Annotated in this window: 24 protein-coding genes and 2 pseudogenes; 13 read left to right on the plus strand and 13 right to left on the minus strand. The window is 70.4% G+C overall.

Features of this window, described 5'->3' with window-relative positions; translation table 11 throughout:
* Positions 1-77: 77 nt before the first annotated feature.
* Entirely contained in the window at positions 78-440 is a 363-nt protein-coding gene (locus tag AB0300_RS08155) for a hypothetical protein (RefSeq protein WP_139833233.1), read from the minus strand.
* A gap of 34 nt (positions 441-474) precedes the next feature.
* Between AB0300_RS08155 and AB0300_RS08160 the strand changes: the two genes are divergently transcribed.
* Positions 475-744 (plus strand): hypothetical protein, encoded by a 270-nt coding sequence (locus AB0300_RS08160; protein ID WP_139833234.1) that lies wholly within the window; start codon positions 475-477, stop codon positions 742-744.
* Positions 745-856: 112 nt separating this feature from the next.
* Here the strand turns inward: AB0300_RS08160 and AB0300_RS08165 are convergent, their stop codons facing one another.
* The 4 genes and pseudogenes from AB0300_RS08165 to AB0300_RS08180 form a co-directional block, all read right to left on the minus strand.
* Positions 857-1603 (minus strand): ABC transporter, encoded by a 747-nt coding sequence (locus AB0300_RS08165; protein WP_172400052.1) that lies wholly within the window; start codon positions 1601-1603, stop codon positions 857-859.
* Positions 1600-2235: pseudogene (locus AB0300_RS08170) on the minus strand (ABC transporter ATP-binding protein); the annotation flags it as partial. The gene AB0300_RS08165 and the pseudogene AB0300_RS08170, both read right to left, overlap by 4 nt.
* A gap of 77 nt (positions 2236-2312) precedes the next feature.
* Positions 2313-2585, minus strand: a pseudogene (locus AB0300_RS08175) (ATP-binding cassette domain-containing protein); the annotation flags it as partial.
* 105 nt (positions 2586-2690) lie between these two features.
* Positions 2691-4010 carry a cytochrome P450 gene (locus tag AB0300_RS08180; RefSeq protein WP_366215816.1) on the minus strand — a complete coding sequence of 440 codons (1320 nt, stop codon included), beginning with the start codon at positions 4008-4010 and terminating at the stop codon, positions 2691-2693.
* Positions 4011-4158: 148 nt separating this feature from the next.
* Between AB0300_RS08180 and AB0300_RS08185 the strand changes: the two genes are divergently transcribed.
* A complete protein-coding gene (locus AB0300_RS08185) occupies positions 4159-4596 on the plus strand; it encodes an SRPBCC family protein (protein ID WP_126893808.1) in 438 nt (145 codons plus the stop codon).
* 15 nt (positions 4597-4611) lie between these two features.
* On the opposite strand, the gene AB0300_RS08190 is transcribed toward AB0300_RS08185, so the two are convergent.
* Complete coding sequence (locus tag AB0300_RS08190) at positions 4612-5433, minus strand: shikimate 5-dehydrogenase (RefSeq protein ID WP_172400053.1); 822 nt, start codon at positions 5431-5433, stop codon at positions 4612-4614.
* A 480-nt stretch (positions 5434-5913) separates the two neighbouring features.
* Here AB0300_RS08190 and AB0300_RS08195 point away from each other — a divergent pair, with 480 nt between their 5' ends.
* Complete coding sequence (locus tag AB0300_RS08195; protein ID WP_017203899.1) at positions 5914-6120, plus strand: cold-shock protein; 207 nt, start codon at positions 5914-5916, stop codon at positions 6118-6120.
* A 92-nt stretch (positions 6121-6212) separates the two neighbouring features.
* Here the strand turns inward: AB0300_RS08195 and AB0300_RS08200 are convergent, their stop codons facing one another.
* The gene (locus AB0300_RS08200; protein WP_338567054.1) at positions 6213-6878 is read right to left on the minus strand and encodes an HAD hydrolase-like protein; all 666 of its coding nucleotides are present in this window, start codon (positions 6876-6878) and stop codon (positions 6213-6215) included.
* 144 nt (positions 6879-7022) lie between these two features.
* Here AB0300_RS08200 and AB0300_RS08205 point away from each other — a divergent pair, with 144 nt between their 5' ends.
* Positions 7023-7238, plus strand: a complete 216-nt coding sequence (locus tag AB0300_RS08205; RefSeq protein ID WP_085604211.1) for a hypothetical protein — start codon at positions 7023-7025, stop codon at positions 7236-7238.
* 2 nt (positions 7239-7240) lie between these two features.
* Here the strand turns inward: AB0300_RS08205 and nucS are convergent, their stop codons facing one another.
* Positions 7241-7936 (minus strand): endonuclease NucS, encoded by a 696-nt coding sequence (nucS, locus tag AB0300_RS08210; protein WP_060923428.1) that lies wholly within the window; start codon positions 7934-7936, stop codon positions 7241-7243.
* A gap of 35 nt (positions 7937-7971) precedes the next feature.
* Positions 7972-8820 carry a GAP family protein gene (locus AB0300_RS08215; protein WP_366215817.1) on the minus strand — a complete coding sequence of 283 codons (849 nt, stop codon included), beginning with the start codon at positions 8818-8820 and terminating at the stop codon, positions 7972-7974.
* A gap of 115 nt (positions 8821-8935) precedes the next feature.
* Here AB0300_RS08215 and AB0300_RS08220 point away from each other — a divergent pair, with 115 nt between their 5' ends.
* Positions 8936-10132: a histidine kinase gene (locus tag AB0300_RS08220; RefSeq protein ID WP_366215818.1), complete on the plus strand. Its 1197-nt coding sequence runs from the start codon at positions 8936-8938 to the stop codon at positions 10130-10132.
* The gene (locus tag AB0300_RS08225) at positions 10129-10773 is read left to right on the plus strand and encodes a response regulator transcription factor (RefSeq protein ID WP_025105188.1); all 645 of its coding nucleotides are present in this window, start codon (positions 10129-10131) and stop codon (positions 10771-10773) included. Before AB0300_RS08220 ends, AB0300_RS08225 begins: the two co-directional genes overlap by 4 nt.
* 1 nt (position 10774) lies before the next feature.
* On the opposite strand, the gene AB0300_RS08230 is transcribed toward AB0300_RS08225, so the two are convergent.
* Positions 10775-12013: an MFS transporter gene (locus tag AB0300_RS08230; RefSeq protein ID WP_025105189.1), complete on the minus strand. Its 1239-nt coding sequence runs from the start codon at positions 12011-12013 to the stop codon at positions 10775-10777.
* A 60-nt stretch (positions 12014-12073) separates the two neighbouring features.
* Between AB0300_RS08230 and AB0300_RS08235 the strand changes: the two genes are divergently transcribed.
* A complete protein-coding gene (locus AB0300_RS08235) occupies positions 12074-13135 on the plus strand; it encodes a LacI family DNA-binding transcriptional regulator (protein WP_366215819.1) in 1062 nt (353 codons plus the stop codon).
* 13 nt (positions 13136-13148) lie between these two features.
* On the opposite strand, the gene AB0300_RS08240 is transcribed toward AB0300_RS08235, so the two are convergent.
* Positions 13149-14651 (minus strand): hypothetical protein, encoded by a 1503-nt coding sequence (locus AB0300_RS08240; protein WP_366215820.1) that lies wholly within the window; start codon positions 14649-14651, stop codon positions 13149-13151.
* A gap of 120 nt (positions 14652-14771) precedes the next feature.
* Here AB0300_RS08240 and AB0300_RS08245 point away from each other — a divergent pair, with 120 nt between their 5' ends.
* The 6 genes from AB0300_RS08245 to mnhG are packed head-to-tail and all read left to right on the plus strand — an operon-like array spanning position 14772 to position 21126.
* Complete coding sequence (locus AB0300_RS08245) at positions 14772-17744, plus strand: Na+/H+ antiporter subunit A (RefSeq protein ID WP_062766063.1); 2973 nt, start codon at positions 14772-14774, stop codon at positions 17742-17744.
* Entirely contained in the window at positions 17744-18334 is a 591-nt protein-coding gene (locus AB0300_RS08250; protein WP_025105193.1) for a Na(+)/H(+) antiporter subunit C, read from the plus strand. Before AB0300_RS08245 ends, AB0300_RS08250 begins: the two co-directional genes overlap by 1 nt.
* On the plus strand, positions 18331-19884 hold the full coding sequence (locus AB0300_RS08255; protein WP_062766066.1) for a Na+/H+ antiporter subunit D: 1554 nt from the start codon (positions 18331-18333) through the stop codon (positions 19882-19884). Before AB0300_RS08250 ends, AB0300_RS08255 begins: the two co-directional genes overlap by 4 nt.
* A complete protein-coding gene (locus AB0300_RS08260; RefSeq protein WP_062637626.1) occupies positions 19881-20474 on the plus strand; it encodes a Na+/H+ antiporter subunit E in 594 nt (197 codons plus the stop codon). The genes AB0300_RS08255 and AB0300_RS08260 overlap by 4 nt, the downstream gene beginning before the upstream one ends.
* Positions 20471-20740 carry a monovalent cation/H+ antiporter complex subunit F gene (locus AB0300_RS08265; protein ID WP_025105196.1) on the plus strand — a complete coding sequence of 90 codons (270 nt, stop codon included), beginning with the start codon at positions 20471-20473 and terminating at the stop codon, positions 20738-20740. Before AB0300_RS08260 ends, AB0300_RS08265 begins: the two co-directional genes overlap by 4 nt.
* Positions 20737-21126, plus strand: coding sequence for a monovalent cation/H(+) antiporter subunit G (gene mnhG / locus AB0300_RS08270; protein ID WP_366215821.1), 390 nt, complete (start codon positions 20737-20739; stop codon positions 21124-21126). The genes AB0300_RS08265 and mnhG overlap by 4 nt, the downstream gene beginning before the upstream one ends.
* A gap of 66 nt (positions 21127-21192) precedes the next feature.
* Here mnhG and AB0300_RS08275 read toward each other — a convergent pair whose 3' ends face one another.
* Positions 21193-21954 carry an alpha/beta hydrolase gene (locus AB0300_RS08275; protein WP_249521394.1) on the minus strand — a complete coding sequence of 254 codons (762 nt, stop codon included), beginning with the start codon at positions 21952-21954 and terminating at the stop codon, positions 21193-21195.
* A 35-nt stretch (positions 21955-21989) separates the two neighbouring features.
* Positions 21990-24632 (minus strand): penicillin acylase family protein, encoded by a 2643-nt coding sequence (locus tag AB0300_RS08280; protein WP_366215822.1) that lies wholly within the window; start codon positions 24630-24632, stop codon positions 21990-21992.
* Positions 24633-24718: the final 86 nt, after the last annotated feature.

Raw genomic sequence — 24718 nt, forward strand, 5'->3', positions numbered from 1 at the left:
CAGCCGCGCCCGGATCCGGTGGCGGATTGTCGACCGGGGTTGCTCGAAGGGTCGCTCGAACCGTCTGAGGCGGCCGATCAGAGCACCTGCTCAGAAGCTCCCTCGCGCACGATGCGTCGCTCGTGCCACTTCCAGGTCACCACGCCGACGAGCCCCCATGCGGCACCGACCACGATCGCCGTCAGCATCTCGCTGCCCGCCGCAGCGAGACCTCCGGATTCGATGAAGGACCGTGCCGCGGTCGTCACATGGGTCAACGGAAGTACGCCCGCCAGCGCTTCGAGCGGCGCCGGGAAGAGCGTGACGGGTGCGATCACCCCGCATACGAGAGGGAGCGCGTAGCCGGCGACGTTCGAGGCGACGAGCGGGTCGCGCATACCGAGCCCGAGGCCTCCGATGATGACACCGAGGCCTGCACTGGCGACCACAGCCGTTGCCACGAAGAGAGGGATCTGCAACCAGACCGATGGCGCGATGGACGCCCGCGACAAGAGAAGGATGGCGTACGACGATGCGATTCCGGTCACCACGCCGATCAGCACGGGTACGGACAGCCGCCCGAGCCACAGCGACGTGTTCGTGCGGGGTGAGAGAAGGAGGAACGCTCTCGTTCCCTCGAAACGATCGGTGACCACAAGAGTGCTCACCGTCACCGTGGCAGCGATCGCTCCGGAGGCGAGAGACGCCGCCAGGGCGTCGCCGGGCCTGAGGCTCGCCGTCCCGCCGGAGGCGAGCAAGAGGTAGAACAGCGCGGTGAGGAAAGGGACCACCACGAGCCCGACCAGGAAAGTGATCGGGGATCGTGTCTCCGGCAGAGACACGTAAGAGACCCGGGCTCCCACCGCGAATGCGCCCCTCACGAGACGGCCAACGTTCCGTTGACGCGGGCGCGCGTGATCGCCGCGCGCAGTCCCACACCGGCCAGCACCACCCACACACAGCTCACGGCGACCGAGAGCCCGCCCCATGCCACTGCGGCACCGACGGATTCTGCGTGGCCGGCGAGAACCGCGCTGGTGAGCGGGTGCACCAGGGCGACGGGTGCGAGCCAACCGGGGAGCTCCGCGAATGGCACGACGATTCCGATGAGCATCCACACCGGAACCAGGATGAGGGGTTCGAGTGCGGAGGCGGAGGGGTTCACGACGAACAAGGAGGACAGCAGCGCTGCTGATCCGATGCAAGCGATGAGTGCTACCAGCACGCCGATCGTCGATTCGATCGTCAGCTCGAGCTCATGCGAGATCACGAACTGGATGAGCATTGCGAACGGAATCCCCACCATCCCGATGAGCGCCGCAGACGCGGTCAGGGCTCCGAAGACGACTCCAGGCCGGTGCACGCTCAGAACGTGCGATTCCAGAGTGCCCTGGAATCGCTGATACATGATGAGTCCCGCTGCCGTGGTCGTGGTTGCCCAGACGCCGGCCGTCGACGCGTCCAGCCACGTGAGCGGCGCCAGCGGGGCGCCGACGTTAATCGCGCCGAGTCCCCGCAGCAGGAGGAAGCTCACCGGAGCGAGCAATGCCGTCTGCATGAAGAACGGCACCCGCAGCAATTGCCGGGCGTGGAAGCCCGCGAGAGCGAAGAACACGCGCATCACGCGTCGCCCGGATTCTCTGCCGGGACGCGGCTCCTCGCCAGAAACGCGAGGTAGGACTCTTCCAAGCTCGGCCTGCGCAGCCCCAGCGGCTCGAGGTTCAGCCGCTGCGCGAACGAGGAGTGCGGGTCGGTGTCGGACCATGCGACGTCCACATTCCACCCCCCGTAGGTCTGCGTGGGGAGCACCTCGACGACACCCTCGACGCTCCTCAGCGTCGCCTCGACCTCGTCGGAGAAGGTGAGCGTCCGGTAGCTGGTCACTCCTGTCAGCCCTGCGGCGGAGGCGATGTCCTCCACGCTGCCCTCGACGGCGATGCGCCCATTGTCGATGACAGCGATGCGATCCGCGAGTTCTTCCGCCTCCTGCATGTAGTGGGTAGTGAGGAGCACTCCCGTGCCGGCCTCACGAAGACCTCGGGCGAGGGCCCGCAACTCCCGGGCCCCTTCCGCGTCGATGCCGATGGAGGGTTCGTCGAGCAGGATCAACTCCGGTTCACACAGGACCGCACGGGCGATGTGCAAGCGTTGCCGCATTCCGCGCGAGAACTGCTCGACCCGGTCCTTGCTCCGCTCGCCGAGCCCGACCATCTCCAGAGCATCGGAGATCCGCTGATCACGCTTCCTCCGGGGACGCCTTGCAGCTCTGCGAAGAACCGAAGGTTGTCTGTGGCGGACGCTCTCATATAGAACCCGCGGTCACCGCCGAGCACCAGACTCATACGAGCACGGACATGCCGGTAGTGCGTCGTGACGTCCATCCCGCGAAAGAGAATCCGACCATCCGTGGGCGTCAGCAGAGTGGCGATCATCTTGATCAGAGTCGTCTTGCCTGCACCGTTGGGACCCAGATAGGTGACGATCTCCCCTGATCGGATCTCCCCGGAGACACCCCGCACCGCCTCCACTTCGTCGGCGCCGCGGGAGTACGTCCTCGTGACGTTCTCCAGCGTGATAAGGGCCGCGTCCGAGCGATGACCCCCCATTCGCACAGCCTCCCGTCCATCGATGAGTCGTCAGCGTACAGCAGTGTTCGGAATCATCCGGTCGGCGAAGGGGGCGAGGAGGGCCCGGGGGCGGGCGGCCGATCTCTATCCGGCCGTCAGTCGGCTGAAGGGGCAGACCCGTCCTCCGGACGTGGGCTTGGTGGGCAGACGGCGGCGGTTCACGTCGAGCCCCTCGTCGAGCACCGTCAGCTCCGGGTCGCTCAGCACGGCGACGGCGGCGGAGAGTCCCGCGATGACGAGCTTCTCCCCGGGGCAGCGGTGACCGGTGGCGACGTCGCCCCCGCCCTGGGGGACGAAGGTCGTGATCTCCTCGTAGTCGTCCACGTCGGTGAACCGCTCGGGGGCGAAGCGCTCCGGGTGGGACCACGACCGCTCGTCGGTGTTCGTGCCGAGGATGTCGAGGACGACCCGGCCGCCCTCCGGGACCGTGACGCCGTCGATCTCGACCTCGGCGACGGTGCGACCAGGCAGCATCGGCACGAACAGTCCGGTCCGCCGCACCTCCTGCGCGAACATCGTCGCGAGCGTTCCACCCACGAGCGATCCCCGCTCGGCGGTTTCGGCGGCGATCCGGGTACGCCACTCGGGGTGGTCGTGCAGCTGCTTCGCGGCGAAGGCCACGAACCGCGCGGCGGCGATCATCGGACGGATGCTGTTCTGCAGCTCGACCCCGGCGACCCGGGCGGGCAGCAGCTCGCCGTTCTCGTCGCGATGCGCGGCCCACAGGGCGAGCGCGGTGCCCTCCGGTGCCGTCAACTCGCCGGCGCGGACGGCTTCGATGAGGCGACGCGCGTGCCGGTCCGAGAAGATCCGGTTCGCGAAGGCCTCGACGTAGGCGGGGGAGTAGGGGGCGCCGAACCCGTCCACGATCTGCGCGAGGCGCGCGGCCCAGCGGGTCTGCGCCGCCGCGGTCCCCGGCAGTCCGGCCCAGCGCATCATGGCGCGCCCGAAGGCGCCGACGGCCGCGTCGTAAGCGCTGCGGGTGCCGCCGGCGCGCCAGTCCTCACGCTCGGCCGCCCACTCCCGTTCAAGGAACGGTGTGAGCCGTTCGACCTGCGCATCCTCGTACGCGGCTTCGACGAACGTGGCCTTGCGGTGGCGGTGGGCGGTGCCGTCGAGCGCGTGCACGGACCCGTGCCCGAACAGGGGCTCGCGGACGATCCCCGGCATGGCCCCGGCGCGGGCGATGCGGCTCTCGTCGTAGAACAGCTCCACCCCCTCGGCACCGCGGACGAAGGCCGCCGGGTGCCCGAGGAGGCGCATCGGGGCCGACCGGGCGCCGGGGCGGGCTCGGCGCCAGATGCGCTCGCCGAAGTCGTAGCCGCGGGTGAGCAGCGACGGCGAGTCCTCGTGCAGGACCGCGTCGACACCGTCGGACAGTCGGGAAGTCAGTCGCTGAAGCATGATCCGACCCTGACACGGGATCTCGACGGGGCCCAGGGGGAAGCATCCTCGAGACGCTTGTGCTAGCCGGACGGTCGGCTCTGCGGATGTCAAGCACCTGTCCGACCGTCTTCCGGAGCGCGCAGGATGAGGTCGGAACGGAGGAACCATGGCCACCAACACCCGCGACCTGACGTGCACCACCCATGACGTGTTCCGCGTGCTGGCGAACGGCTGGCTCTACCCCGCGTGGGTGGTCGGCGCCTCCCGCATGCGCGACGTGGACGACTCCTGGCCGGCGGCGGGCGCCCAGCTGCACCATTCGGTCGGCACGTGGCCCGCGCTCCTGGACGACACGACCGAACTGGTGGAGTGGCACCCGCCGCACCGTGCGGTCATGCGGGCGCGCGGCTGGCCGGTGGGCGAGGCGCAGGTGACGATCCGCGCGCGGACGACCCCGAGCGGATGCCAGGTGCGCATCGATGAGGAGCCGGTCAAGGGCCCGGCGACGATCCTGCCCCGGTTCCTGACCACGCCGATGCTCCGCTGGCGGAATGCGGAGACGCTCCACCGTCTCGGCTACCTGGCCGAGGGCCGCGCCTCCTGACGAGGGCTCTGCGCATCAGGCTCCGGCGCGCATGAACTCCTCGGCGGCGCGCACCTGCTCCGCCGAGGGGCGGATGCCGGTGTAGAGGACGAACTGCTCCAGCGCCTGTCGCGTCGCGACCTCGGCGCCCGTGATCACCGTCTTACCCGCGGCCCGACCGGCGGCGATGAGCGGCGTCTCGGCGGGCAGCGCGACGACGTCGAACACGACCGCGGCGGCGTCGATGGTCGGCTCCGGGAAGGCGAGGGCGTCGGCCTCCGCACCTCCGGCCATGCCGAGCGGGGTGACGTTCACGATCACGTCGGCCCTCGCGTCTCCGACCTCGGCGCGCCAGGCGAACCCGTACAGCTCGGCGAGGGCGCGGCCCGCCGTCTCGTTCCGGGCGACGATGGTCACGTCCGTGAAGCCGGCGTCGCGGAACGCGGCGGCCGTCGCCTTCGCCATGCCGCCCGAACCCCGGAGGAGGACCGACGACGCCGGGTCGAGGTCGTTCTCCGCGATCAGCTGCGCGATCGCCGAATAGTCGGTGTTGTGGGCCGTGAGGACGCCGTCGTCGTTCACGATCGTGTTGACGGAGTCGATGGCCTGTGCCGAGGGGTCCATGCGGTCGACGAGCGCGATGACGTCCTCTTTATAGGGCATCGAGATCGCGCACCCGCGGATGCCGAGGCCGCGCACCCCCGCGATGGCCTGCGCCAGATCGGTCGGCGCGAATGCCTTGTAGATCCAGTTCAGACCGAGGGCCTCGTACAGGTGGTTGTGGAAGCGCGTGCCGTTGTTGCTCGGCCGCGCGGACAGCGAGATGCAGAGCGTCATGTCCTTGTTCAGCATGGTCACCGAATCAGGCTACCCCTGCGTCTGTCAAGGTCCATGGCGGAAGATCGCGTCCTCCCCTATGGTGAAAGTGCATGCAAGGGGATCGATCGTCTACGCCTCTCCCCAGGAGGCGGAGGCCCTCCCCACGGGCCGGGCGATCCGTGCATGCGATTGGGCCCTCTCGAGTAGTTCAGTCCCCAATGAACTCCTCGAGAGGGCCGCTACCCGGCCGTCCGCCACGAAGATTTTCAAATTTGTCCCCCAAAAGGGGGACAAGAAGCGCGCGGAGGGGTTAGGCTGTTTCTGACGCACCCTCCGGTCGTCTTCGGCCCTCATCGCTCCCCCCGCGGTGAGGGCCACACCATTTTCCGGGCGCGTCCGCTCATGCAACATTTGGATTACCTTCTCGCAACGGCTATTCCGCCGGGGGTCCCCTCCACTAGCGTTAGCGATGTCGGTGCACCCCTGCGTCGGCTTCTACATCAGCAGAACAGGCAGTACATGAGCACCCAGGGCACGGTCAAGTGGTTCAACTCGGAGAAGGGCTTCGGCTTCATCTCCCCCGACGACGGAGGCGCTGACGTCTTCGCGCACTACTCCGCCATCCAGTCATCCGGCTACCGCTCTCTCGAAGAGAACCAGCGGGTCGAGTTCGATGTGGCGCAGGGTCCCAAGGGCCTGCAGGCAGAGAACATCCGCCCCGTCTGAGGCGGAAGCAACACCGGGAACTCCCCGTCGGATCCACGCGCAGGCGCTGACCCGGCGGGGAGTTTCGTCTTCCCTGACGGCCCTGGAGCCGGTCAGGGCAGCAGGAGTGCGCGCAGCTCGTCTACGCTCGAGACGCGGAACGCCGCGTCGTCGCCCTCGTGCGGGTCGCTGAAGCCCCAGCCGACGAAGATCACGGGCACGCCGTTGGCGAGACCGCCCTCGACGTCGTGGTGCCGGTCGCCCACGAGGACCGGGCGGGAGGTGTCGGCACCGAGCGCGCGCAGCCGGCGCAGCGCCTCGGCCACGATGTCGGTCTTTGACGCGAGCGTGGCCTCGTCCGGCGTGGCGCCCACGGTCGTGAGGAACGACGGCCGCAGTCCGAAGTGATCCACCAGGGCGTCGACTTGATTCTCCGGCTTCGAACTCGCCGTCGCCTGGGGGACGCCCGCCGCGTGCAGGTCGTGGATCAGCTCGGCGACCCCGGGGTACGTCTGCACGTCGGTCGTGTACCCGTCGGCCTTGCCGAGGGTGCGGTAGAACGCCACCGCCTCGGCCGACTGCTCCGGCGTCATCCCCGCCTGGTCCTGGAAGGACTGGAACATGGGAGGGCCGATCCAGTGCACGAGCTCCTCGCGCGTCGGCGCCGGGTGGCCGAAGTGCGTCAGGGCGATGTTCAGGCGACGCAGGATCCCGACCGAGGCGTCGACGATGGTCCCGTCGACGTCCCAGAGCACACACGAGTAAGGCGAAGAGGGCATGCCTCCAGCCTAGGGTCCCGCGAACGGGTGCCCGCCCGTCCTGCACAGGTGTGCACGAAACGGGTTCATCCACCGAACGCGGGAACACCCTTCACGCCGATCTAGAGTCGTGACAGCGGCGGGATCACGGGTGAGAATGGGGGCATGTACGTGTCGGTGGAAGTCATCACGATGCTGGCGACGGCCGCGACGACTCTCGTCGCGATCATCAGCGGATTCGGCTGGATGATCGGTCGGATGGACACGCGGTTCGCCGCGGTGGACGCGAAATTCGACCGGATCGAGCACGAGCTCACCGAGGTCAAGATCGCGATCGCGCGGCTGGAGGGTCCGCGGCCGCGACTGGTCTCGACGCGCTGAGGTCAGAAGAGGCGGGGGATGCCCGACTCGATGCCCTTCATGTCGTCGTAGTCGAGCACGAGGCACCGGATGCCGCGATCCTCGGCGAGGACGCGGGCCTGCGGCTTGATCTCCTGGGCGGCGAACACGCCCTGCACCGGGGCGAGGTGGGGGTCGCGTCCCAGGAGCTCGAGGTAGCGGGTGAGCTGCTCGACGCCGTCGATGTCGCCGCGGCGCTTGACCTCGACCGCGATCGCCACGCCGTCGGCGTCGCGCACCAGCAGGTCGACCGGGCCGATGGCCGTGGGGTACTCGCGCCGGACCAGGGTGGCGCCCTCGGCGACGCGGTCCACCTGTTCCGCGAGCAGGCGCTGCAGGTCGGCCTCGACGCCGTCCTTCTGCAGACCGGGGTCGATCCCGAGCTCGTGGCTGGAGTCGTGGATGACCTCGTAGATCTGCACGCGGAGGGCATCGCCGGTCTTCTTGTGGGTCACGCGCCACACCTCGACGACGCCGGCGCCGGCCTCCTCCTCGCCCGGTTCCTCGGTCGCGAGCACACACGGCGGGCTCATCCAGTTCAGCGGCTTGTAGCTGCCGCCGTCGGAGTGCACGAGCAGACTCCCGTCACCCTTGTGCACGAGCAGGCGGGTGGCGAGCGGAAGATGGGCGTTGAGTCGGCCGGTGTAGTCGACCGAGCAGCGGGCGATGACGAGACGCACCCGACGAGCCTACTTCGTCGTCGCCGGTCACGCGGTCAGAGGAACGCGTCGAAGAGTCCGAGCTCCGTCGCGGCCGAGCGGGCGATGAGGAAGCCGATGATGCCGATGATCCACGCCGTGTTCTCCGCGCCCGTCCGCTCCATCCAGGCGGCGAAGCGCTCCAGCGGACGCTGCACGAGCGGGGCCGCCACGAGTCGGAGCACGAGGAGCACGAGCGCCGGGGCGATCATCAGCGCGCAGTACCCGGCGAGGGAGAGCACCCGGAGCGGCGTGTCGACGCCGGCGTCCGCGAGCATCGTCATCGCCACGATGTACGGGAGCATCGTCGCGACCTCCACGAGCCCCGCGGCGATGGCGACGGCCATGACCGCGAACCCCCGAGTCTGCGGGTCGAGCAGGCGTTCCCGCCACCGAACGATCCGACCGGGACGCGCAGCGGCCGTCGCGGCGGCGGACGGAACGGGAGGGGATGCCGGGGCGTTCGGCCCGGACAGCGGTTCGCCGCCCGGTCCGCCGGGGCCGGTCGCCGCGGTGGTGGCCGCGGGCGCTCCGACCGGCGCCGCCTCCGCAGGCTTCGTCGGCATCACGAAGGCGGTGACGAGCAGCGCGGCACCGACGACGAGACGGGTGATCATGCCCGCGGGAGAGCTCAGGAAGTCGGAGGCGACGTCGACGAGGTTCACCAGCCCCCAGAGGAAGAGGAGCCCGACCACGAGATAGAACACGGCGATCGTCGCGAGATAGAGGAGGATCCGTCCGGCGCGTACGCGTCCGGGGTGCAGGAGGAGGAAGACCGGGATGAGCAGCGTCCCGACGCTCAGACCGTCGATGAGCGCGAGCACGGCGAGGGAGAGGGGCAGCGGCAGCCCGCCGAAGAGTTCCATGCTTCCACGATCCCGGCGGCACGCCGAGCGCGGATCGGGCGAAAGTCGGGGTCGTCCGGATGCCCTCATCCTTTGGTCGGATGCGACGCCGATCGCGCCGTGGTTGCATGAGGACATGCACGATCCGGCCGACGGAGGGCCCGCCGCCTGGTACCGGCGGCACCGGTGGTGGGTGGACCCGCTGGGCATGGCCGCTCTCGCGACGGTCATGGCGGCGCTCGGGTTCCACGGCATCTGGGGACCCTTCTCCCTTCTACCGGAGGACGTCTCGCCGTGGTGGGCCCTGGTTCTCGCGATCCCGGCCTGCGCTCTCGCGCTCGGCAAGCGGCGTCATCCGTGGACGGTGCTCGCGCTCGTCGCCGGGCTCTTCGTCGCCGACCTCCTCACCGTCGGCGGCGTCGGGACACTCGTGGTGCTGCTGGATGTGCTGTGGACGGCGGCCTTCCTCGCCGGCCCACGCGGGCGCCGCGTGCTGCTCGTGCTCCTGGGCGCGGCGACCGTCGTCCTCTTCCTCGCCGCCCTGCTCCTCTCGGCGGCGACGCCCGCGGTCGCGGTCCTGTTCGCGGTGCAGTTCGGCGCGATCTTCGGTACGGACTACTGGTGGGCGGTGGCGGTGTCGCAGGCGCACGAGTTGGCCGACCTGCACCGTCAGCGGGCGGAGGACGCCGCAGCGACCGCCGCCCGAGATCGGGCACAGGCCGTGCAGCGCGAGCGCGAGGCGATGGCGCGCGAACTCCACGATGTGGTGGCGGGGCACGTGATGGCCATGGCCATCCGGGCGGAGGCGGCGCTCGCCGCGCCCGCGGCACGGTCGGACGATCGCGCCGCGCTGCAGGCCGTGCGCGATGCCGGGCTGGACGCGCACGGAGCCCTGCGGACCATGATCGGGGTGCTGCGCCGCGGCGACGGGGCGCTCGCGCCGACCCCGGGATGGGCCGACCTCGAGGGCCTCGCCGCGGAGGCCCGACGCTCGGGCTTGGACGTGCGCCTCGCCGTCGAGGATCCGGGTGCGCTCGGCGGCGGCGGAGAGCAGGCGCTCGTGCGGGTGGTGCGTGAGGCGTTGGGGAACTGCGTCCGCCATGCGAACGGCGCCGTGGTCGACGTGGCCATCGGTCCTGTCGACGGTCAGGCGCACGTGACGGTGCGGTCGCGAGGCGGCGCGCCGACCGTCACCGCTGGGCAAGGCGGCGAGGGGTGGGGGCTGCAGATGCTTCGCGAGCGCATCACCGCGCTGGGCGGGACGTTCCGGGCCGGTGCGGAACCCGACGGCTGGCTGGTCGAGGCGCGACTGCCGGTGGGGGGCCGGGCATGACCGCACCGACTGTGCTGCTCGCCGACGACCACGGCGCGATCCGGGCCGGCCTGCGCATCATGCTGGAGACGCACGACATCACGGTCGTCGGGGAGGCCGCCGACGGCGAGGTGGCCGTGCGCAACGCCGCAGCGCTCCGGCCGGATGTCGTCCTCATGGATCTGCGCATGCCGGGACGCGACGGGGTCTCGGCCACCCGCGAGATCGTCGAGCGCGGACTGGGGGATGTGCTCGTCCTGACGAGCTTCGACGAGGACGAGCTCGTGCTCGCGGCGATCCGGGCGGGAGCGGTCGGATTCCTCCTGAAGACGGTCGACGCGCCGACTCTCGTCCAGGCGGTGCGTGCTGTCGCCGCCGGAGAGGGAGCGCTGGATCCGCGGGTCACACGCCGCGCGCTCGCCGCGGTGGCGGCGTCCACCCCGGAGCCGGCGCCGATGACGACGTTCGCGCTGCCGGAGCTGACGCCCCGGGAGCGCGACGTCCTCGACGGGATCCTGCAGGGGTGGTCGAACGCCCAGCTCGCCGCGCGCCTGCGGATCTCCGTCCCGACGGTGAAGACGCACGTCTCGAACGTCCTCACCAAGCTCGGCGCGCGCAGCCGGTCGCACGCGGCCGCGCTCGTCCGCGGGGTCGAGGACTGAGTCAGCCCTCGACGGTCGGAACCGCCGGAGCCTTCTCCTCCGCGCGGAGCGGGCGGGCGGCGCCGGAGAAGAGCCCCGAGAGCACCACGAGTGCGACGAGGATGAAGAGCGTGTTGAGCAGCCCGATGTGCTCGCTGATGACCCCGAGCACGGGCGGGCCGCCGAGGAACGCCACGTATCCGATGGTCGCCGCCGCGCTCACCCGTGCGGCGGCCTTGGCCGGATCGTCCGCCGCGGCCGACATGCCGAGGGGGAAGCCGAGCGACGCACCGATGCCCCACAGCGCCGCGCCGACGAGGACCAGCGGCAGCGTGGGCGCGAGGATGAACAGGAGGATTCCGGTGGCGGCGGTCGCGGCCAGGATGCGCAGCACCAGCACCCGGCCGAAGCGGTCGACCAGCGGCCCGCCGAAGAGGCGCACCACCGTCATGCCCACGGAGAAGACCGCCAGGGCGACGGCGCCTGTGCCCTCCGCGAAGCCGTGTCCCTGCTCGGTGCCCAGGGCGATCCAGTCGTTGGCGCCGCCCTCCGCGAAGGACATGCCGAGCATGACGGTTCCCAGCAGATACGTGCGCGGTTCGCGCCAGGCCTCGAGCGCGGTGTGCATGCGCTGGCGGAACGGGGGCTTCTCGTGGTCCTCGGGGTCGAGGGCGGCCTCCCGCACGGGCACCTGGAAGAAGCAGACGACGGCGATGACGGCGATGAGGACGCCCATCGACACCGCGTGCGTGCCGACGTCGACCTGGAGGGCCGCGGCGAGGGCGCCGATGCCGGCGCCGAGCACGGTGCCGAAGCTGAAGAACGCATGGAAGACCGGCAGGATGGTGCGGCCCATCTGCTGTTCGATGGCGGTGGCCTCGACGTTCATCATGACGTCGACGCAGCCGTTGCCGAAGCCGAAGAGCACCATGCCGATGAGGACGACCGGCACCGACCCGAAGACGGTCGCGCCGAGGCCGACGAGGGCGATGCCCGTGGCGAACGTGAGCATCGCCAGGAGCATGCCGCGCCGCGCACCGGTCCGGGCCATGACGGCGGGGCTGGTCGAGATGCCGAGGATGGACGCCACGCCCATGCCCAGGAGGATCAGGCCGACCTGCGCATTGTCGAGGTCGAGCGCCTCCTTGATCCCGGGCACGCGGGAGGCCCAGGTCGCGATCGAGAGGCCGCTGGCGAGGAAGATGGCGAAGATCGCGGTGCGCCAGCGCACGAACTGCGAACGGGAAAGGGCGGTGTCCATGGCGGACAGCCTATCGAATCGATTCGACCTTGCGCGACCGAACCGGGCTATCCTCGGAGTATGACCAGGGAGACGCCGCGCCGGCCCACGATCGCCGATGTGGCTCGCGAGGCGGGGGTCGCCACCTCGACCGCGTCGGTCGTCTTCAGCGGCAAGGCCAAGGTCGCACCCGCCACCCGCGACCGGGTGCTGGCCGCCGCGACCGACCTCGGCTACACGGGGCCCGACCCGCGCGCCGCCTCCCTCCGCCGCGGACGCAGCGGCATCGTGGCGGTGGTCCTCGAGGGGCATCTGCGCGCGGCCTTCCTCGACCCCGTGACGACCGCCATGATGGACGGCCTCACCGACGGCCTGGCCGACCTCAGCGCCGGAGTCCTCCTCATGCGCGACGAGCCGGGCGAGGACGGCTCGGCCATCGCGAGCGCCCCCGTCGACGCGGTGGTGCTCATCGGCTGCTCGGGGCGCACCCGCGCGTCCCTGGAGATCGTGCGCGGACGGGGTCTCCCGGTCGTCGTCATCGAGGGGGACGCGGGGCTCGACGTCCCGCGCATCACCCTGGACAACGTCGCCGCCTCCGCCGAGATCGCCCGGCACGTGCGCGACCTCGGACACCGGGACGTCGCGCTCGTCACGCTCTCGCTGGACGCCGAGCGCGAGCGCACCCTCATCACGCCGGAGCGTCTGGCCCGCGCCACCGTCGACGTGACGGTCGACCGCCTCGCCGGCATGCGGGAGGTCTTCCCGGACGCACCGGCGATCTCGGCCTCGGGCAGCCTCATCGACGAGGGCATCCTCGTCGGGCGGATGCTGCTCGCCGATCCCTCCACCCGCCCGACCGCCGTGCTCGCGCAGAGCGACCTGCTGGCCGTCGGTGTGATCCGCGCCGCGGAGGAGCTCGGACTCCGCGTTCCCGAAGACCTCTCAGTCGCGGGTTTCGACGGCATCCCCCTCGACGGCCTCGGCGACCTCACCCTCACCACGAGCGTGCAGCCGGCGGTGGAGAAGGGCAGGGCGGCGGGAGAGCAGGTCGCCAGGATGCTGCGCGGTGAGCCGGGCATCACGCAGGACCTGCACTGCGTGTTCCGCGCCGGCACCACGACCGCGCCGCCTCCGTCGCGCTGACCGCGCGCACCGGTCAGGAGCGGGCGGGTCCGAGGGGAAGCGTCGCCGGGGCGTAGTCGAGGATGCGGTATCGCCCGCACGCGATGACGGCTGTCGGGGCCGCAGCGGTCGGCAGGTTCCACGCCACCGTCTGCGCGTCCTCGATGAGGAACGACACCTCCCCCGCCGCGAAGTCGCGGCGGTCCACGAGCCACGCATAGCCGCGGAGCTCATGATCGACCTGCACGAGCCGGGCCGGGTCGGCCGCGTGCAGCTTCGGCAGCCGCACGGTCCAGAACTGTCCGGCACCGGTGCGCCCCGACGAGTCCACCCAATCCCTGACGCAGGCGAGGTCGGGGTCGGGAGCGCTCGCCGCCTGCACGACGCGGGGTACGGACGCGGAGCCGCCGGCGAGAAGGGCGATGGCGACGACGGCGGAGACGACCCGCGTCAGCGAGGCTCGCCGCATCCGGACGCGCGGCAGGGTGAGGAGGGCGAGAATCGGGGCGAAGGCGAGCGGCTGCAGGTACCGCGCCGCGTGGGTTCCCGCCGCGATGCCGCCGACGAGCACGACGAGCGGGAGTGCCCAGGCGGCCGTGGCCACCAGGCGGTCACCGGCGTCCGACGCGTGGGCCGTCCGCACGACCGCGAGCAGCGTCAGCGCCAGGACGGCGACCGTGCCGAGCACCCCGCCGGGGGACGACAGCCGATCGATCGCGAGGTCGGCGTAGTACGCGGCGGAGTGGATCCATTCCGCGGGCTGGATGTAGCCCGCGCCGGAGTTCGCGATCCATGCCGAGAAGGGAATGCGAACGAGGAAGCCCAGGATGCTGCCCCCGACCAGCGCGGCGATCAGCGCGAGCCCCCGGCGCCGGACCGCGAGCGTGGTGAGAGAGAGGCCGCCCAGGACGAGGGAGAGGGGCACCGTGGCCCAAACGGCGAACAGCGGATTGCTGAGGGTCGCCACCGTCGCGACCATCCCCAGAGACGCGGGCAGTGCCGCACCCTGGCGGGGGCGATCGAGGAAACGCCGACACAGGCCGACGGCGAGCAGTACGCCCACGACGGTCGCGGAGTAGTACGTCGTCGTCAGCACCAGCGATGCGAGTTCGAGCGCGTCTCGGGACGGCGAGGACTCCGTGACGATGAGGAGACAGAACACGGCGAGGGCGCCGACCGACCAGGCGACCGGTGCGCGACCCTCGACGCACCGCCCGGTGACGAGCCGGATCGCCCCGTAGAGCGCGAGCACGTTCACGACCCCGTTGACCGCCAGCACGCCGTTCACGTCGAACGGCAGCACGGCATCGAGGGCCGTGAACACCGCGATCTCGGGCAGGAAGAGCACGCTGGACAGCGCCCAGTCGCCCCCACCCCCATCCAGGAGCGATCGGCCGACGAGGGCCACGATCAGCGAGTCCCCGTCGTCGAACATCAGGATCGATCGGGGTGACGTCGCCAGGTGTCCCACGGCGAGGAGCGCCAGCGCCAGCGCGGCCGCCCACCCCGCCAGCTCGCGCCCCCAGACCCGCCGCATGCGACCACTCTGACACGCGATCTCGAAGCTCGCGGGGCCGACAGGCGCCTCGGCCCGGTAAACTGTACGGAGACCGCCCGCCTGAGCCACACGGCCGACGAGCCCCGAGGAGCCGCGTATATGCTGATGCTCCTCGCAGTGTTCCTTCTCGGGTCGCTCTTGATGCCCGTCCTGGTGCGCTGGCTGGGAGCTCAGGCTTTCGCCGTCGCCGCCCTCGTCCCGGCCGCCGCGTTCGTGCACGCGCTCGTGCTCACGCCGCAGGTGCTCGACGGTCCCGTGCCGTTCGTCTCCGTGCCGTGGATCCCGCAGCTCGGACTGAACCTGTCCATGAACATGGACGTCCTCGGGTGGGTTCTCACGCTCATCGTCACGGGCGTCGGCGCGCTCGTGCTCCTCTACTGCCGCTGGTACTTCCACGACGAGGCCGCCGGCATCGGGCAGTTCGCGGGCGTCCTCCTCGCGTTCGCCGGCGCGATGTACGGTCTGGTCCTCACCGACGACCTCGTGATGCTCGTGATGTTCTGGGAGGCCACGAGCATCCTCTCCTACCTCCTCATCGGTCACTACCGCCGCCGTGCCGCCAGCCGACGCGCCGCGCTGCAGGCCCTCCTCGTGACCACCCTGGGCGGACTGGTGATGTTCGTCGGCGTCGTGCTGCTCGTCGTCGACACCGGGACGTCGAGCATCCGGGAGATCCTCGCCATCGCGCCGACCGGCCCGATCGTCGATGCGGCGATCGTCATGCTCCTGATCGGCGCCATCAGCAAGTCGGCGCTGTTCCCCTTCCACTTCTGGCTGCCCGGCGCCATGGCGGCCCCCACCCCGGTCAGCGCCTACCTGCACGCCGCGGCCATGGTGAAGGCCGGCATCTACCTCATCGCCCGCTTCGCGCCCATCTTCGCCTTCAGCCCGACGTGGCGGCCGATCGTGCTCACGCTCGGCATCCTCACCATGCTGCTCGGCGGCATCCAGGCGCTGCGGGAGACCGACCTCAAGCGCGTGCTCGCGTTCGGCACCGTGAGCCAGCTCGGCTTCTTCGCGGTCGTCGTCGGCTACGGCACGCAGGCGGCGGCGCTCGCCGGCATCGCCCTCGTGATCGGGCACGCGCTGTTCAAGTCGGCGCTGTTCCTCATCGTCGGCGTGATCGACCGGCAGCTGTCCACCCGTGACGTGACCGAGCTCTCCGGCGTCGGCCGCCAGGCACCGGTCATGGCCACGACCGCGTTCATCGCCGTGGCGTCGATGGCCGGCGTGGCCCCGACCATCGGATTCGTGGCGAAGGAGTCGACGCTCACGGCGCTCCTGGACGACGCCCTCGGCGGCTCGGTGTGGGGCCTCGTCGCCCTGATCGGCGTCGCTCTCGGATCCATGCTCACTGCGGCATACGGCGTGCGCTTCCTCTGGGGCGCGTTCTGGACCAAGCGCGATGCCGAGGGACAGCGGCAGCCGGACACGGTCTGGCCCGACCCCCCGGTGGGTTTCCTCTCCGCGCCGATCATCCTCGCCGGAGTGACGCTCGCCGCGGGTATCGGCGCCCCGGCCCTCGACGTCGCCCTGCAGCCGTATGCGCTGACCGCGACCCCGGGACTCGACCACGAAGGCGCAGCCGTCGAGGGACCGGGTCACCTCGCGCTCTGGCACGGCCTCGAGCCCGCTCTCGGCATCTCGATCCTGTCGATCCTGCTCGGCATCGGACTCTTCCTGCTCACGCGCCGGACCGGGTGGGACCGCCGCCCCCGCCTCCTGCCATTCACGGCCGCCGACGCCTATTACGTGGTGATGCGCGGCATCGACCGGCTCTCGGTGCTGAGCACGACGCTCACCCAGCGGGGCTCGCTGCCCGTCTACGTGGGGACGATCTTCGTCGTCTTCGTCGCCGCCGAGGTCACCGCGCTCGTGGCGAGCGACATCGACCGCTATCAGCTCTCGCTGTGGCACACGCCGGCCCAGCTCGCCGTCGCGCCAATCATGGCCGTCGCCGGCGTCGTGGCGGTGCGTGCGCGCAAGCGCTACACCGGCGTCGTGCTCGCCTCGGTCACCGGCCTGGGCATGGTCGTGCTCTTCGCCACCAGCGGGGCACCGGACCTCGCGCTCACCCAGATCCTCGTCGAGACGGTGACGATGGTGACCTTCGCGCTCGTCCTGCGCCGACTGCCGGCGCGCATGGGCGAGCACAACGCCTCCGTGAGCCGCATCCCGCGCGCTCTCCTCGGCATCGGCGTCGGCCTCACCATGGCGTTCGTGGCCGTCGTCGCGACCCAGTCCCGCGTGGCCGACCCGATTTCGGCGATCTTCCCCGAGATCGCGTACGAGATCGGCCACGGCAAGAACGTCGTGAACGTGGCGCTGGTCGACCTCCGCGGCTGGGACACGATGGGCGAGCTCTCCGTGCTCGTGCTGGCCGCGACCGGTGTCGCCTCACTCGTGTTCGTCACGCACCGCGCCGATCTCCTCGCCGCCACGAAGACCCTGCCCCGCTCGGTGCGGAAGTCCGCGCGCAGTCGGCCGCTCGTGGAAACCACGGACGGCGTGCGCTTCCAGACCGCGGAGAACCGCTCGGCGCCGCGCGCCTGGCTCGTCGGCGGCCAGAAGATGAAGCCCGAGAACCGGTCGATCCTGCTCGAGGTCATCGTCCGCATCCTGTTCCACACGATCATCGTCGTGTCGATCTTCCTGCTCTTCGCCGGGCACAACCTCCCCGGCGGCGGCTTCGCGGGCGGGCTCGTCGCCGGCATGGCGCTCGTCATGCGCTACATCGCGGGAGGGCGCTGGGAGCTGGGCGCTGCGGCGCCGACCGATGCCGGTCGCCTCCTCGGCACGGGTCTGATCCTCGCCGTGGGCACCGCGGTCGTGCCGCTGTTCTTCGGCCTCGCGCCGCTCACCAGCACCTTCTGGGAGTGGGAGATCCCCGGCATCGGACACATGGAGTTCGTCACCTCGACGATCTTCGACATCGGCGTCTACCTCGTCGTGATCGGACTCGTCCTCGACGTGCTCCGCAGTCTCGGTGCGGAAGTGGACCGGCAGGCGGCACAGCGCACCGGCGCGGGCGTCGCCGTCGACTTCTCCTCGCGGGCAGGGGGGAACGGCTGATGGACGTCTCGCTGGCCCTCATCGCGATCATGGCCGTGCTCTTCGCGTGCGGCGTGTACGCGATGCTGGAGCGCAGCCTCACCCGCGTCCTCATCGGTTTCCTCCTGCTCGGCAACGCCACGAACCTCCTGCTGCTCATCGTGATGGGCGTGCCGGGCAACGCGCCGTTCTTCGGCACCGAGGGCGACCTGAGCGACCCGCTGCCGCAGGCCCTGACGCTCACCGCCATCGTCATCACGTTCGCGGTCTCCGCGTTCCTGCTCGCGCTCATCTACCGGTCGTGGCAGCTCGGCCAGGCGGACACGGTCGAGGACGACGAGGCCGACATCGCGCTGCGCGAGCGCACCGACGCCGACGAAGACCTCATGGACGACGAGTCCGAGTCGGGCGACGACGACGCCACCACCGACTTCGTGGGCGTGCAGACCGCTCCGATCACCGTCCTGCACATGCGCGACAACCCGGCGATCCACGATGACGCGCCGTACGACGCGCCCTTCGTCCCCGAGCCGGAGCCCGAACCCGACGGTGCCGCCGACGGCGCTGCAGACCGGGACGACGACACGACAGACGGGGAGGGCAGGCCATGACCACGCTCGTCCCGCTCCTCGTCGCCCTGCCGCTCCTCGGTGCGGCGATCACCCTGGTCTTCGGTCGCAATGCGCGCCTGCAGGTGTTCGTCACCGTCGCGACACTCGCGGTCGTGTCCGTCATCGCGGCGGTGCTGCTCGTCGTCGTCGACGCGGGCTCCCCGCTGGCGGTCTCGGTGGGCGGGTGGCCGGTGCCGTTCGGCATCGTCCTCTACGTCGACCGTCTCGCCGCGCTCCTGGTGCTCGTCTCCAGCGTGGTGCTGCTCGCGGTCCTCCTCTTCTCCATCGGTCAGGGCGTGGCCGACGGGCCGGACGAGACCCCGATCTCGATCTTCAACCCCTCGTACCTGATCCTCGCCGCCGGCATCTTCAACGCCTTCATCGCCGGCGACCTGTTCAACCTGTACGTCGGGTTCGAGATCCTCCTCGTGGCCTCGTACGTGCTGATCACCCTGGGCAGCACGGAGTCGCGCATCCGCACCGGCGCGGTCTACATCGTCGTCTCGCTCGTCTCGTCGATCCTGTTCCTCGCGTCGATCGCGATGATCTACGGCGCCCTCGGCACGGTCAACATGGCCCAGATCGCCGAGCGGATGGCGGAGCTGCCGCAGGACACGCAGCTCGTGCTGCACCTCATGCTCGTGGTCGCCTTCGGGATCAAGGCCGCGATCTTCCCCGTGTCGTTCTGGCTGCCCGACTCCTACCCGACGGCCCCCGCGCCGGTGACCGCCGTGTTCGCCGGCCTGCTGACCAAGGTCGGCGTGTACGCGCTGATCCGGACGGAGACGCAGCTCTTCGCCTCGAACAGCATCGACACGCTGCTGCTCATCATCGCGCTGGCGACGATGATCGTCGGGGTCCTCGGCGCCGTCGCGCAGGCCGAGCTCAAACGGATCCTGTCGTTCACGCTCGTCAGCCACGTCGGCTACATGATCTTCGGTCTCGCGATCGCGACCCCGGCGGCGATCGGCGCGACCGTGTACTACATCGTCCACCACATCGTCGTGCAGACCACCCTGTTCCTCGCGGTGGGACTCATCGAACGTCGGGCCGGCAGCACCTCCATCCTCCGGGTCAAGGGTCTGCTCAAGATCGCTCCCGTGATCGCCCTGCTGTACTTCATCCCGGCGATCAACCTCGGTGGTCTGCCGCCGTTCTCCGGGTTCATCGGCAAGTTCGCCCTGTTCGAAGCGGCCGCGTCCGTGGGCACGCCGCTCATGATCGTGCTCATCTTCGGCGGCATCATCACGTCGCTGCTCACCCTCTACGCGCTCATGAGGGCCTGGAACCTCGCGTTCTGGCGTGAGGAGGAGGACTCGACCGAGACCGAGGGGCGCATCTCGTACCTCACCGGAGCCCCCGCCGCGGATGAGCAGCAGGAGCGCCGGCACATCCCCAAGATCATGACCGTGGCCACTGCCGGGATGGTCACCGTGACGGTGGCCCTGACGATCTTCGCCGGACCGCTGTACGCTCTGTGCGACCGTATCGGGGCGGGCCTGCTGCAGCCGGTCAACCTCGTCCAGCTGGAAGACGAGGTGGAGGGATGAGCCCCGAGACCAAGAGCGTCTGGCGGGACATCGGCATGCAGCTGCCGTTCCTCGCCTGGCTGATCGTGCTGTGGATGCTGCTGTGGGCCCAGTTCACGGTGCTCTCCTTCCTCACGGGACTCGTGGTGGCGATCTTCGTGACGCGGGTGTTCCGCCTGCCCACGGTCGAGCTCTCCGGGCGCATCAACCTCTGGTACGGCGCGCTGTTCGTCGTGCAGTTCCTCTTCGCGATCCTCCGTGGCGCGCTCTCGGTGACCGTGCAGGTGTTCGACTTCCGCCGGCAGCCCGGCACCGCCATCATCGCGGTGCCGCTCCGCTATGCCGACGACCTCGTCATGACGCACGTCGCCGTGGTGTCGTCGCTCATCCCGGGCTCCCTGGTGGTTGAGGCCGACCGCGACCGCGGGATCCTCTACCTGCACGTGATCGGCGTGCGCAGCCGGGAGGACGTCGAGAAGCAGCGGCAGGGCGTGCTCGGCTGGGAGAAGCGCATCGTCCGGGCACTCGGCAATCCGACCCAGTACCGGGCGCTCAAGGCCGACGAACGTGCCGGCCGCATCGACCCCGCGACGATCGGCGGTGCCCGATGAACACCCTGCTCCTCATCATCCTCGCCGTGTTCGGCGTGGCCGCGATCCTCGCCGTCATCCGCATCGTGCGCGGTCCGTCGATCCTCGACCGTGCCGTCGCCGCCGACGTGCTGCTGACCGAGGTCATGTGCGTGCTCGGCGCCGAGATGGCCATCAACGGCCACACCCGCAACATCCCCGTGCTCCTCATCATCGCGGCGGTCGGTGTGTTCGGATCGATCGCGGTCGCCCGGTTCGTCGCGAGAAGGGACAACACGACACCATGAACGTGTTCGGTCTGACGATCCCTGATGCCGTCGTCGACGTGGCGGTGCTCGTGCTCATCCTGCTCGGGGCGATCCTCTGCCTCTCCGCCTCCGTGGGACTCCTGCACTTCCGCGACGTGCCCACGCGACTGCACGCCGCGACGAAGCCGCAGGTGCTCGGGCTGCTGCTGATCTGCGTGGCGATCGCGCTGTCGCAGCGGTCCGTCGGCGGTGTGCTGTTCGGCCTCGTGCTCGTGGCCCCCGTGGTGCTCATGCAGTTCGCGACCGCGCCCCTGTCCGCGCACATGGTCGGGCGTCAGGCCTACCGCAACGGCACGATCGAGCAGCGGGGTCTCGTCGTCGACGAGCTCGCCGAGTCGAAGCAGACCCCTCCCGCCGCCGGCTGACCGTTTCGAGTCGCGCACTGTGCTCCATTTCGGCCGCAGATGCCGCACAGTGAGCGATTCGAAGGGCTAGGTGCGGGCGGCGAAGGCCTCGATGAGGCGGGCGGCGGGCTCGGAGTCGCTGATGAGGGTGCCGTGTCCGTGGTCCGGGATGACGGCGAGCTCCGCCCCCGGGATGGCGTCGAGGATGTCCTGGCACCAGCTCATCGGGGCCAGCGGGTCGTCCTCGCCGCGCAGCACCAGCACCGGGCAGGCGATACGCACGAACGCCTTCTCCGGCTGATGCACGATGGTCGCCCGCATCTTGCGGATCAGGTGCGGGCCGCCGCGGAGGTACTCGCGGGCACCGCGCCAGATCACGAGGGGGCGCTCGCCCAGGAGGTCCTGGAGGAGGTAGCGGGCCTGGGCGCCGATGTTCCGTTCGGCCTTGTCGACGGTCGGGCCCGCCAGCACGACCCCGGCCACGAGGGACGGATGCCGGGCGGCGAGTTCCGCCGCGATCTGACTGCCCATGGAGTGCCCGATCACCACGACGGGGTCGGCGTCGACATGCCGGAGATAGGCGGCCACCAGGTCGGCGTGCCGCTGCATCGTCAGCGTCCGCGTGGGCTCCGGGGCCTCGCCGAAGCCGGGGAGGTCGAGCGCGATCACCCGCCCCTGCAGCCGCTGGGTGAGGTCGAGGTAGACGCTGCGCCCCATGCCGATGCCGTGCAGCAGCAGGTAGGTGGGCGGACCGTCGCCGAAGGTCTCGGCGATCAGGGTCGCACCGCCGTGCTCGAACTCGAGGAGGGTGGCCGGCGTCCCCTTCGGGGCGAGGTAGCTGGTGGGCACCTGTCCACGCTAGCCGAGCACCCTCCACCCGCCTCTCAGCCGGCGGGCGTGAGTGTCAGGGTGTCGACCGCGGCCGCCTTCACGGCCTTCGGCGTGAACGCCCAGTGACGCTGGACCCCCGTCGACCAGTCCTTCGTCTGATCGACGTAGTGCGCGTGGAACGCGTGACCGGAGGCTCCGGTCAGGTGGATCCAGGTCGAGCCGTCGAAGTCGGCGAGGTCGACGACCATGCGCATGGAGGGGACGGTGGTGGTGGCGTACGAGACGCCGAGCTGCCACCCCGTCGCATCGACCACGGAAGCCCCGCCGCCCACCGGATAGGGCCCACGGTTGAAGAGGGCCTCGATGGGGGCGATGCCCGAGGAGCCGAACGTGTCGCTGGTGAGGGTGAGGGCGTGCAGGTCGCCCCAGTTCCATCGCGCCACGTCCGTGCCCTGAATCCCGGACAGCTCGTCGTACGCCTCCTCGGCCGACAGCGCGAGCATCTCGTCCCGGCCGTCGACGTCGAGCTCGGGGTTGCTCCACAGCGGGTCGTCGGGGTCCTCCAGCATCGCGCCGACGACGGTGAACAGGCGGCCCTGGCCGTCGATCGGGAGAGGCTGCTCGCGCTCGGCGAAGATGTTCTGCACGAGGTTCGACCACAGCACGTTCGCGTACGCGGCCCCGGCGGACGACGCGCTGTTCTGCCCGTCCCACCCGCGCAGCAGCTCGACCGCGCGCTGCGGACCCGCTCCCTCGACCTCGACGTCGGCCATCGCGGCCACGAGCTGCGTGCCGATCCACATCTCGCCGTCCATCTGGATCTCGCGCATGTCGTCGGCCGTCAGTGGCCCGGCGGCGGCCCGGCGTTCGATGAGGTGGGCGATGCGGGCGGCGCGGTAGCCCTGGTCCCAGTCCCGCGAGAGGAAGTGCTCGTAGTCGTCGGTGACGATGGCGTTGTTGGCCGTGACGATGTATCCGGAGCGGGGGTTGTAGGACACCGGCAGCTCCTCGAACGGGATGTACCCGGTCCAGTCGTAGCTGCTGTCCCATCCGGGCTGCGGCATCCAGCCGTCGCCGGCCCCGCGGATCGGGAGGCGGCCGGGGGTCTGGTAGCCGATGTTGCCGTCGACGTCGGCGTAGATGAGGTTCTGCGCCGGCACGTCGAACAGGGAGGCCGCGCGGCGGAAGTCCTCGAAGTCCTGGGCGGTCGACAGCGCGAAGATCGCCGTCGCGGTGGTGCCGGGGTCGAGCGCCGTCCACCGCAGGCTCACGGCGTACTCGGCATCGTCAGACCCGGGGGCATCGGGCACGGTGCCCTCCGCTGTGAGCCCGGGCGTCGGGTCGTCCGCGATCGCGGTGAAGTCGTCCGTGAGGCCGGAGATGATCGGTCCGTGCACGGTGGAGCGGATGGTGAGCTCGATGTCGTCCCCGCCGGCGACCTCGATGGTCTCCGTGCTCTCCTCCAGCGGCACGAGCTCGCCGTCGCGCCAGTAGGAGTCGCCCTCGATGCGCTCGACGTACAGGTCGGTGACATCGGTGGTGAGGTTGGTGAAGCCCCACGCCACGCGCTGGTTGTGACCGATGACGATGCCGGGCAGCCCGGAGAAGGAGAACCCGCCGACGTCGAACGGGCAGTCCTCGTCCACCGTCGAGCACTTGAGCTGCACCTGGTACCAGACCGACGGGAGCGAGGCGCCGAGGTGCGGGTCGTTGGCGAGCAGCGGCATCCCGGACTCGGTGAGGTCGCCGGAGACCACCCAGGAGTTGGAGCCGATGCCCTCGCCGACGTCGCCGACGAGCATGCTCGCCGCCTCGATGACGGAGGACGTCTCCTCCCACTCCACCGTGGTGAGCGCCTGCTGCGCCTCGCCGTCGCCCTGAGGCGTGGGGAAGGCCGCAGGCTCGGCGCCGGGCTCCAGCGGCGGGACGGTGGAGATGGTGGGCACGATCACCGGGTTCCGGTCGAAGGGGTAGTCCGGGTAGAGCGTGCCGAGCAGGGCCTCCACGTCGGCGTCCGGGTCGTCGGCGAGCTGCCCGGCGAGCAGTGCGCGCTCGGTCTCGTCCTCGACGTTGGTGCGGAGATCCCAGGCCATCGCCTTCAGCCACGCCACCGAGTCCGCCGGCTCCCACGGCTCCGGCTCGTAGTCGGGGTTCTGCAGTCCGAGGACCGCGTACTCGAGCGACAGTTCCGCGCCCGAACGCGAGGACAGGTAGGCGTTGACGCCGGCCGCGTAGGCCTCGTAGTAGCCGCGGGTGACGTCGTCCATCGCCTCGACCTCGGCCTCGGCGGTGGTGCGCCAGCCCAGGGTGCGCAGGAACGCGTCGGTGCCGGCCTGGGAGGCGCCGAACAGCTCGGCGACCCGCCCGGAGGTGACGTGGCGGCGGAAGTCCATCTCGAAGAACCGGTCCTGCGCGTGCACGAAGCCCTCGGCGAAGAAGAGGTCGTCCGAGGAGTCGGCGGTGATCGTAGGCACCCCGCTGGCGTCGCGCTGCACGGTGACCTCCGCCTTCAGGCCGTCGAGCGTCGTGGTGCCGGAGGTCTGCGGGAAGGAGCGCTGGATCGTCCACGTCACGAAGAACGCGGCGGCGACGGCCACGATCACGATGGCGGCGACCACGAGGAACGCGATGCGTCCGATGCGGGCACCCAGGGAGGGGCGCGGGGGAACGGCGGACGCCGGCGAATCGGTCATCATCGTCGAGAACTCTTTCGGGTAGCCAGGTGGGACTCAGTCCCACCGAGCCCCAGTACGCGTTTCACGGGTACGCGCTCTCGCATCAT

It is taken from the genome of Microbacterium sp. NPDC078814, assembly GCF_040702645.1.
In the GTDB taxonomy this organism is placed as follows: Bacteria; Actinomycetota; Actinomycetes; order Actinomycetales; family Microbacteriaceae; genus Microbacterium.

Bases quoted from the DNA above. Each gene is read 5' to 3' on its own strand.
- mnhG (WP_366215821.1), top strand. From the start codon at position 20,737: ATGAACGTGTTCGGTCTGACGATCCCTGATGCCGTCGTCGACGTGGCG.
- AB0300_RS08225 (WP_025105188.1), top strand. From the start codon at position 10,129: ATGACCGCACCGACTGTGCTGCTCGCCGACGACCACGGCGCGATCCGG.
- AB0300_RS08215 (WP_366215817.1), bottom strand. From the start codon at position 8,820: ATGGAACTCTTCGGCGGGCTGCCGCTGCCCCTCTCCCTCGCCGTGCTC.
- AB0300_RS08205 (WP_085604211.1), top strand. From the start codon at position 7,023: ATGTACGTGTCGGTGGAAGTCATCACGATGCTGGCGACGGCCGCGACG.
- AB0300_RS08245 (WP_062766063.1), top strand. From the start codon at position 14,772: ATGCTGATGCTCCTCGCAGTGTTCCTTCTCGGGTCGCTCTTGATGCCC.
- AB0300_RS08255 (WP_062766066.1), top strand. From the start codon at position 18,331: ATGACCACGCTCGTCCCGCTCCTCGTCGCCCTGCCGCTCCTCGGTGCG.
- AB0300_RS08200 (WP_338567054.1), bottom strand. From the start codon at position 6,878: ATGCCCTCTTCGCCTTACTCGTGTGTGCTCTGGGACGTCGACGGGACC.
- AB0300_RS08220 (WP_366215818.1), top strand. From the start codon at position 8,936: ATGCACGATCCGGCCGACGGAGGGCCCGCCGCCTGGTACCGGCGGCAC.
- AB0300_RS08230 (WP_025105189.1), bottom strand. From the start codon at position 12,013: ATGGACACCGCCCTTTCCCGTTCGCAGTTCGTGCGCTGGCGCACCGCG.
- AB0300_RS08160 (WP_139833234.1), top strand. From the start codon at position 475: ATGGACGCCCGCGACAAGAGAAGGATGGCGTACGACGATGCGATTCCG.
- AB0300_RS08235 (WP_366215819.1), top strand. From the start codon at position 12,074: ATGACCAGGGAGACGCCGCGCCGGCCCACGATCGCCGATGTGGCTCGC.
- AB0300_RS08265 (WP_025105196.1), top strand. From the start codon at position 20,471: ATGAACACCCTGCTCCTCATCATCCTCGCCGTGTTCGGCGTGGCCGCG.
- AB0300_RS08260 (WP_062637626.1), top strand. From the start codon at position 19,881: ATGAGCCCCGAGACCAAGAGCGTCTGGCGGGACATCGGCATGCAGCTG.
- AB0300_RS08240 (WP_366215820.1), bottom strand. From the start codon at position 14,651: ATGCGGCGGGTCTGGGGGCGCGAGCTGGCGGGGTGGGCGGCCGCGCTG.
- AB0300_RS08250 (WP_025105193.1), top strand. From the start codon at position 17,744: ATGGACGTCTCGCTGGCCCTCATCGCGATCATGGCCGTGCTCTTCGCG.
- AB0300_RS08185 (WP_126893808.1), top strand. From the start codon at position 4,159: ATGGCCACCAACACCCGCGACCTGACGTGCACCACCCATGACGTGTTC.
- AB0300_RS08180 (WP_366215816.1), bottom strand. From the start codon at position 4,010: ATGCTTCAGCGACTGACTTCCCGACTGTCCGACGGTGTCGACGCGGTC.
- AB0300_RS08195 (WP_017203899.1), top strand. From the start codon at position 5,914: ATGAGCACCCAGGGCACGGTCAAGTGGTTCAACTCGGAGAAGGGCTTC.
- AB0300_RS08280 (WP_366215822.1), bottom strand. From the start codon at position 24,632: ATGATGACCGATTCGCCGGCGTCCGCCGTTCCCCCGCGCCCCTCCCTG.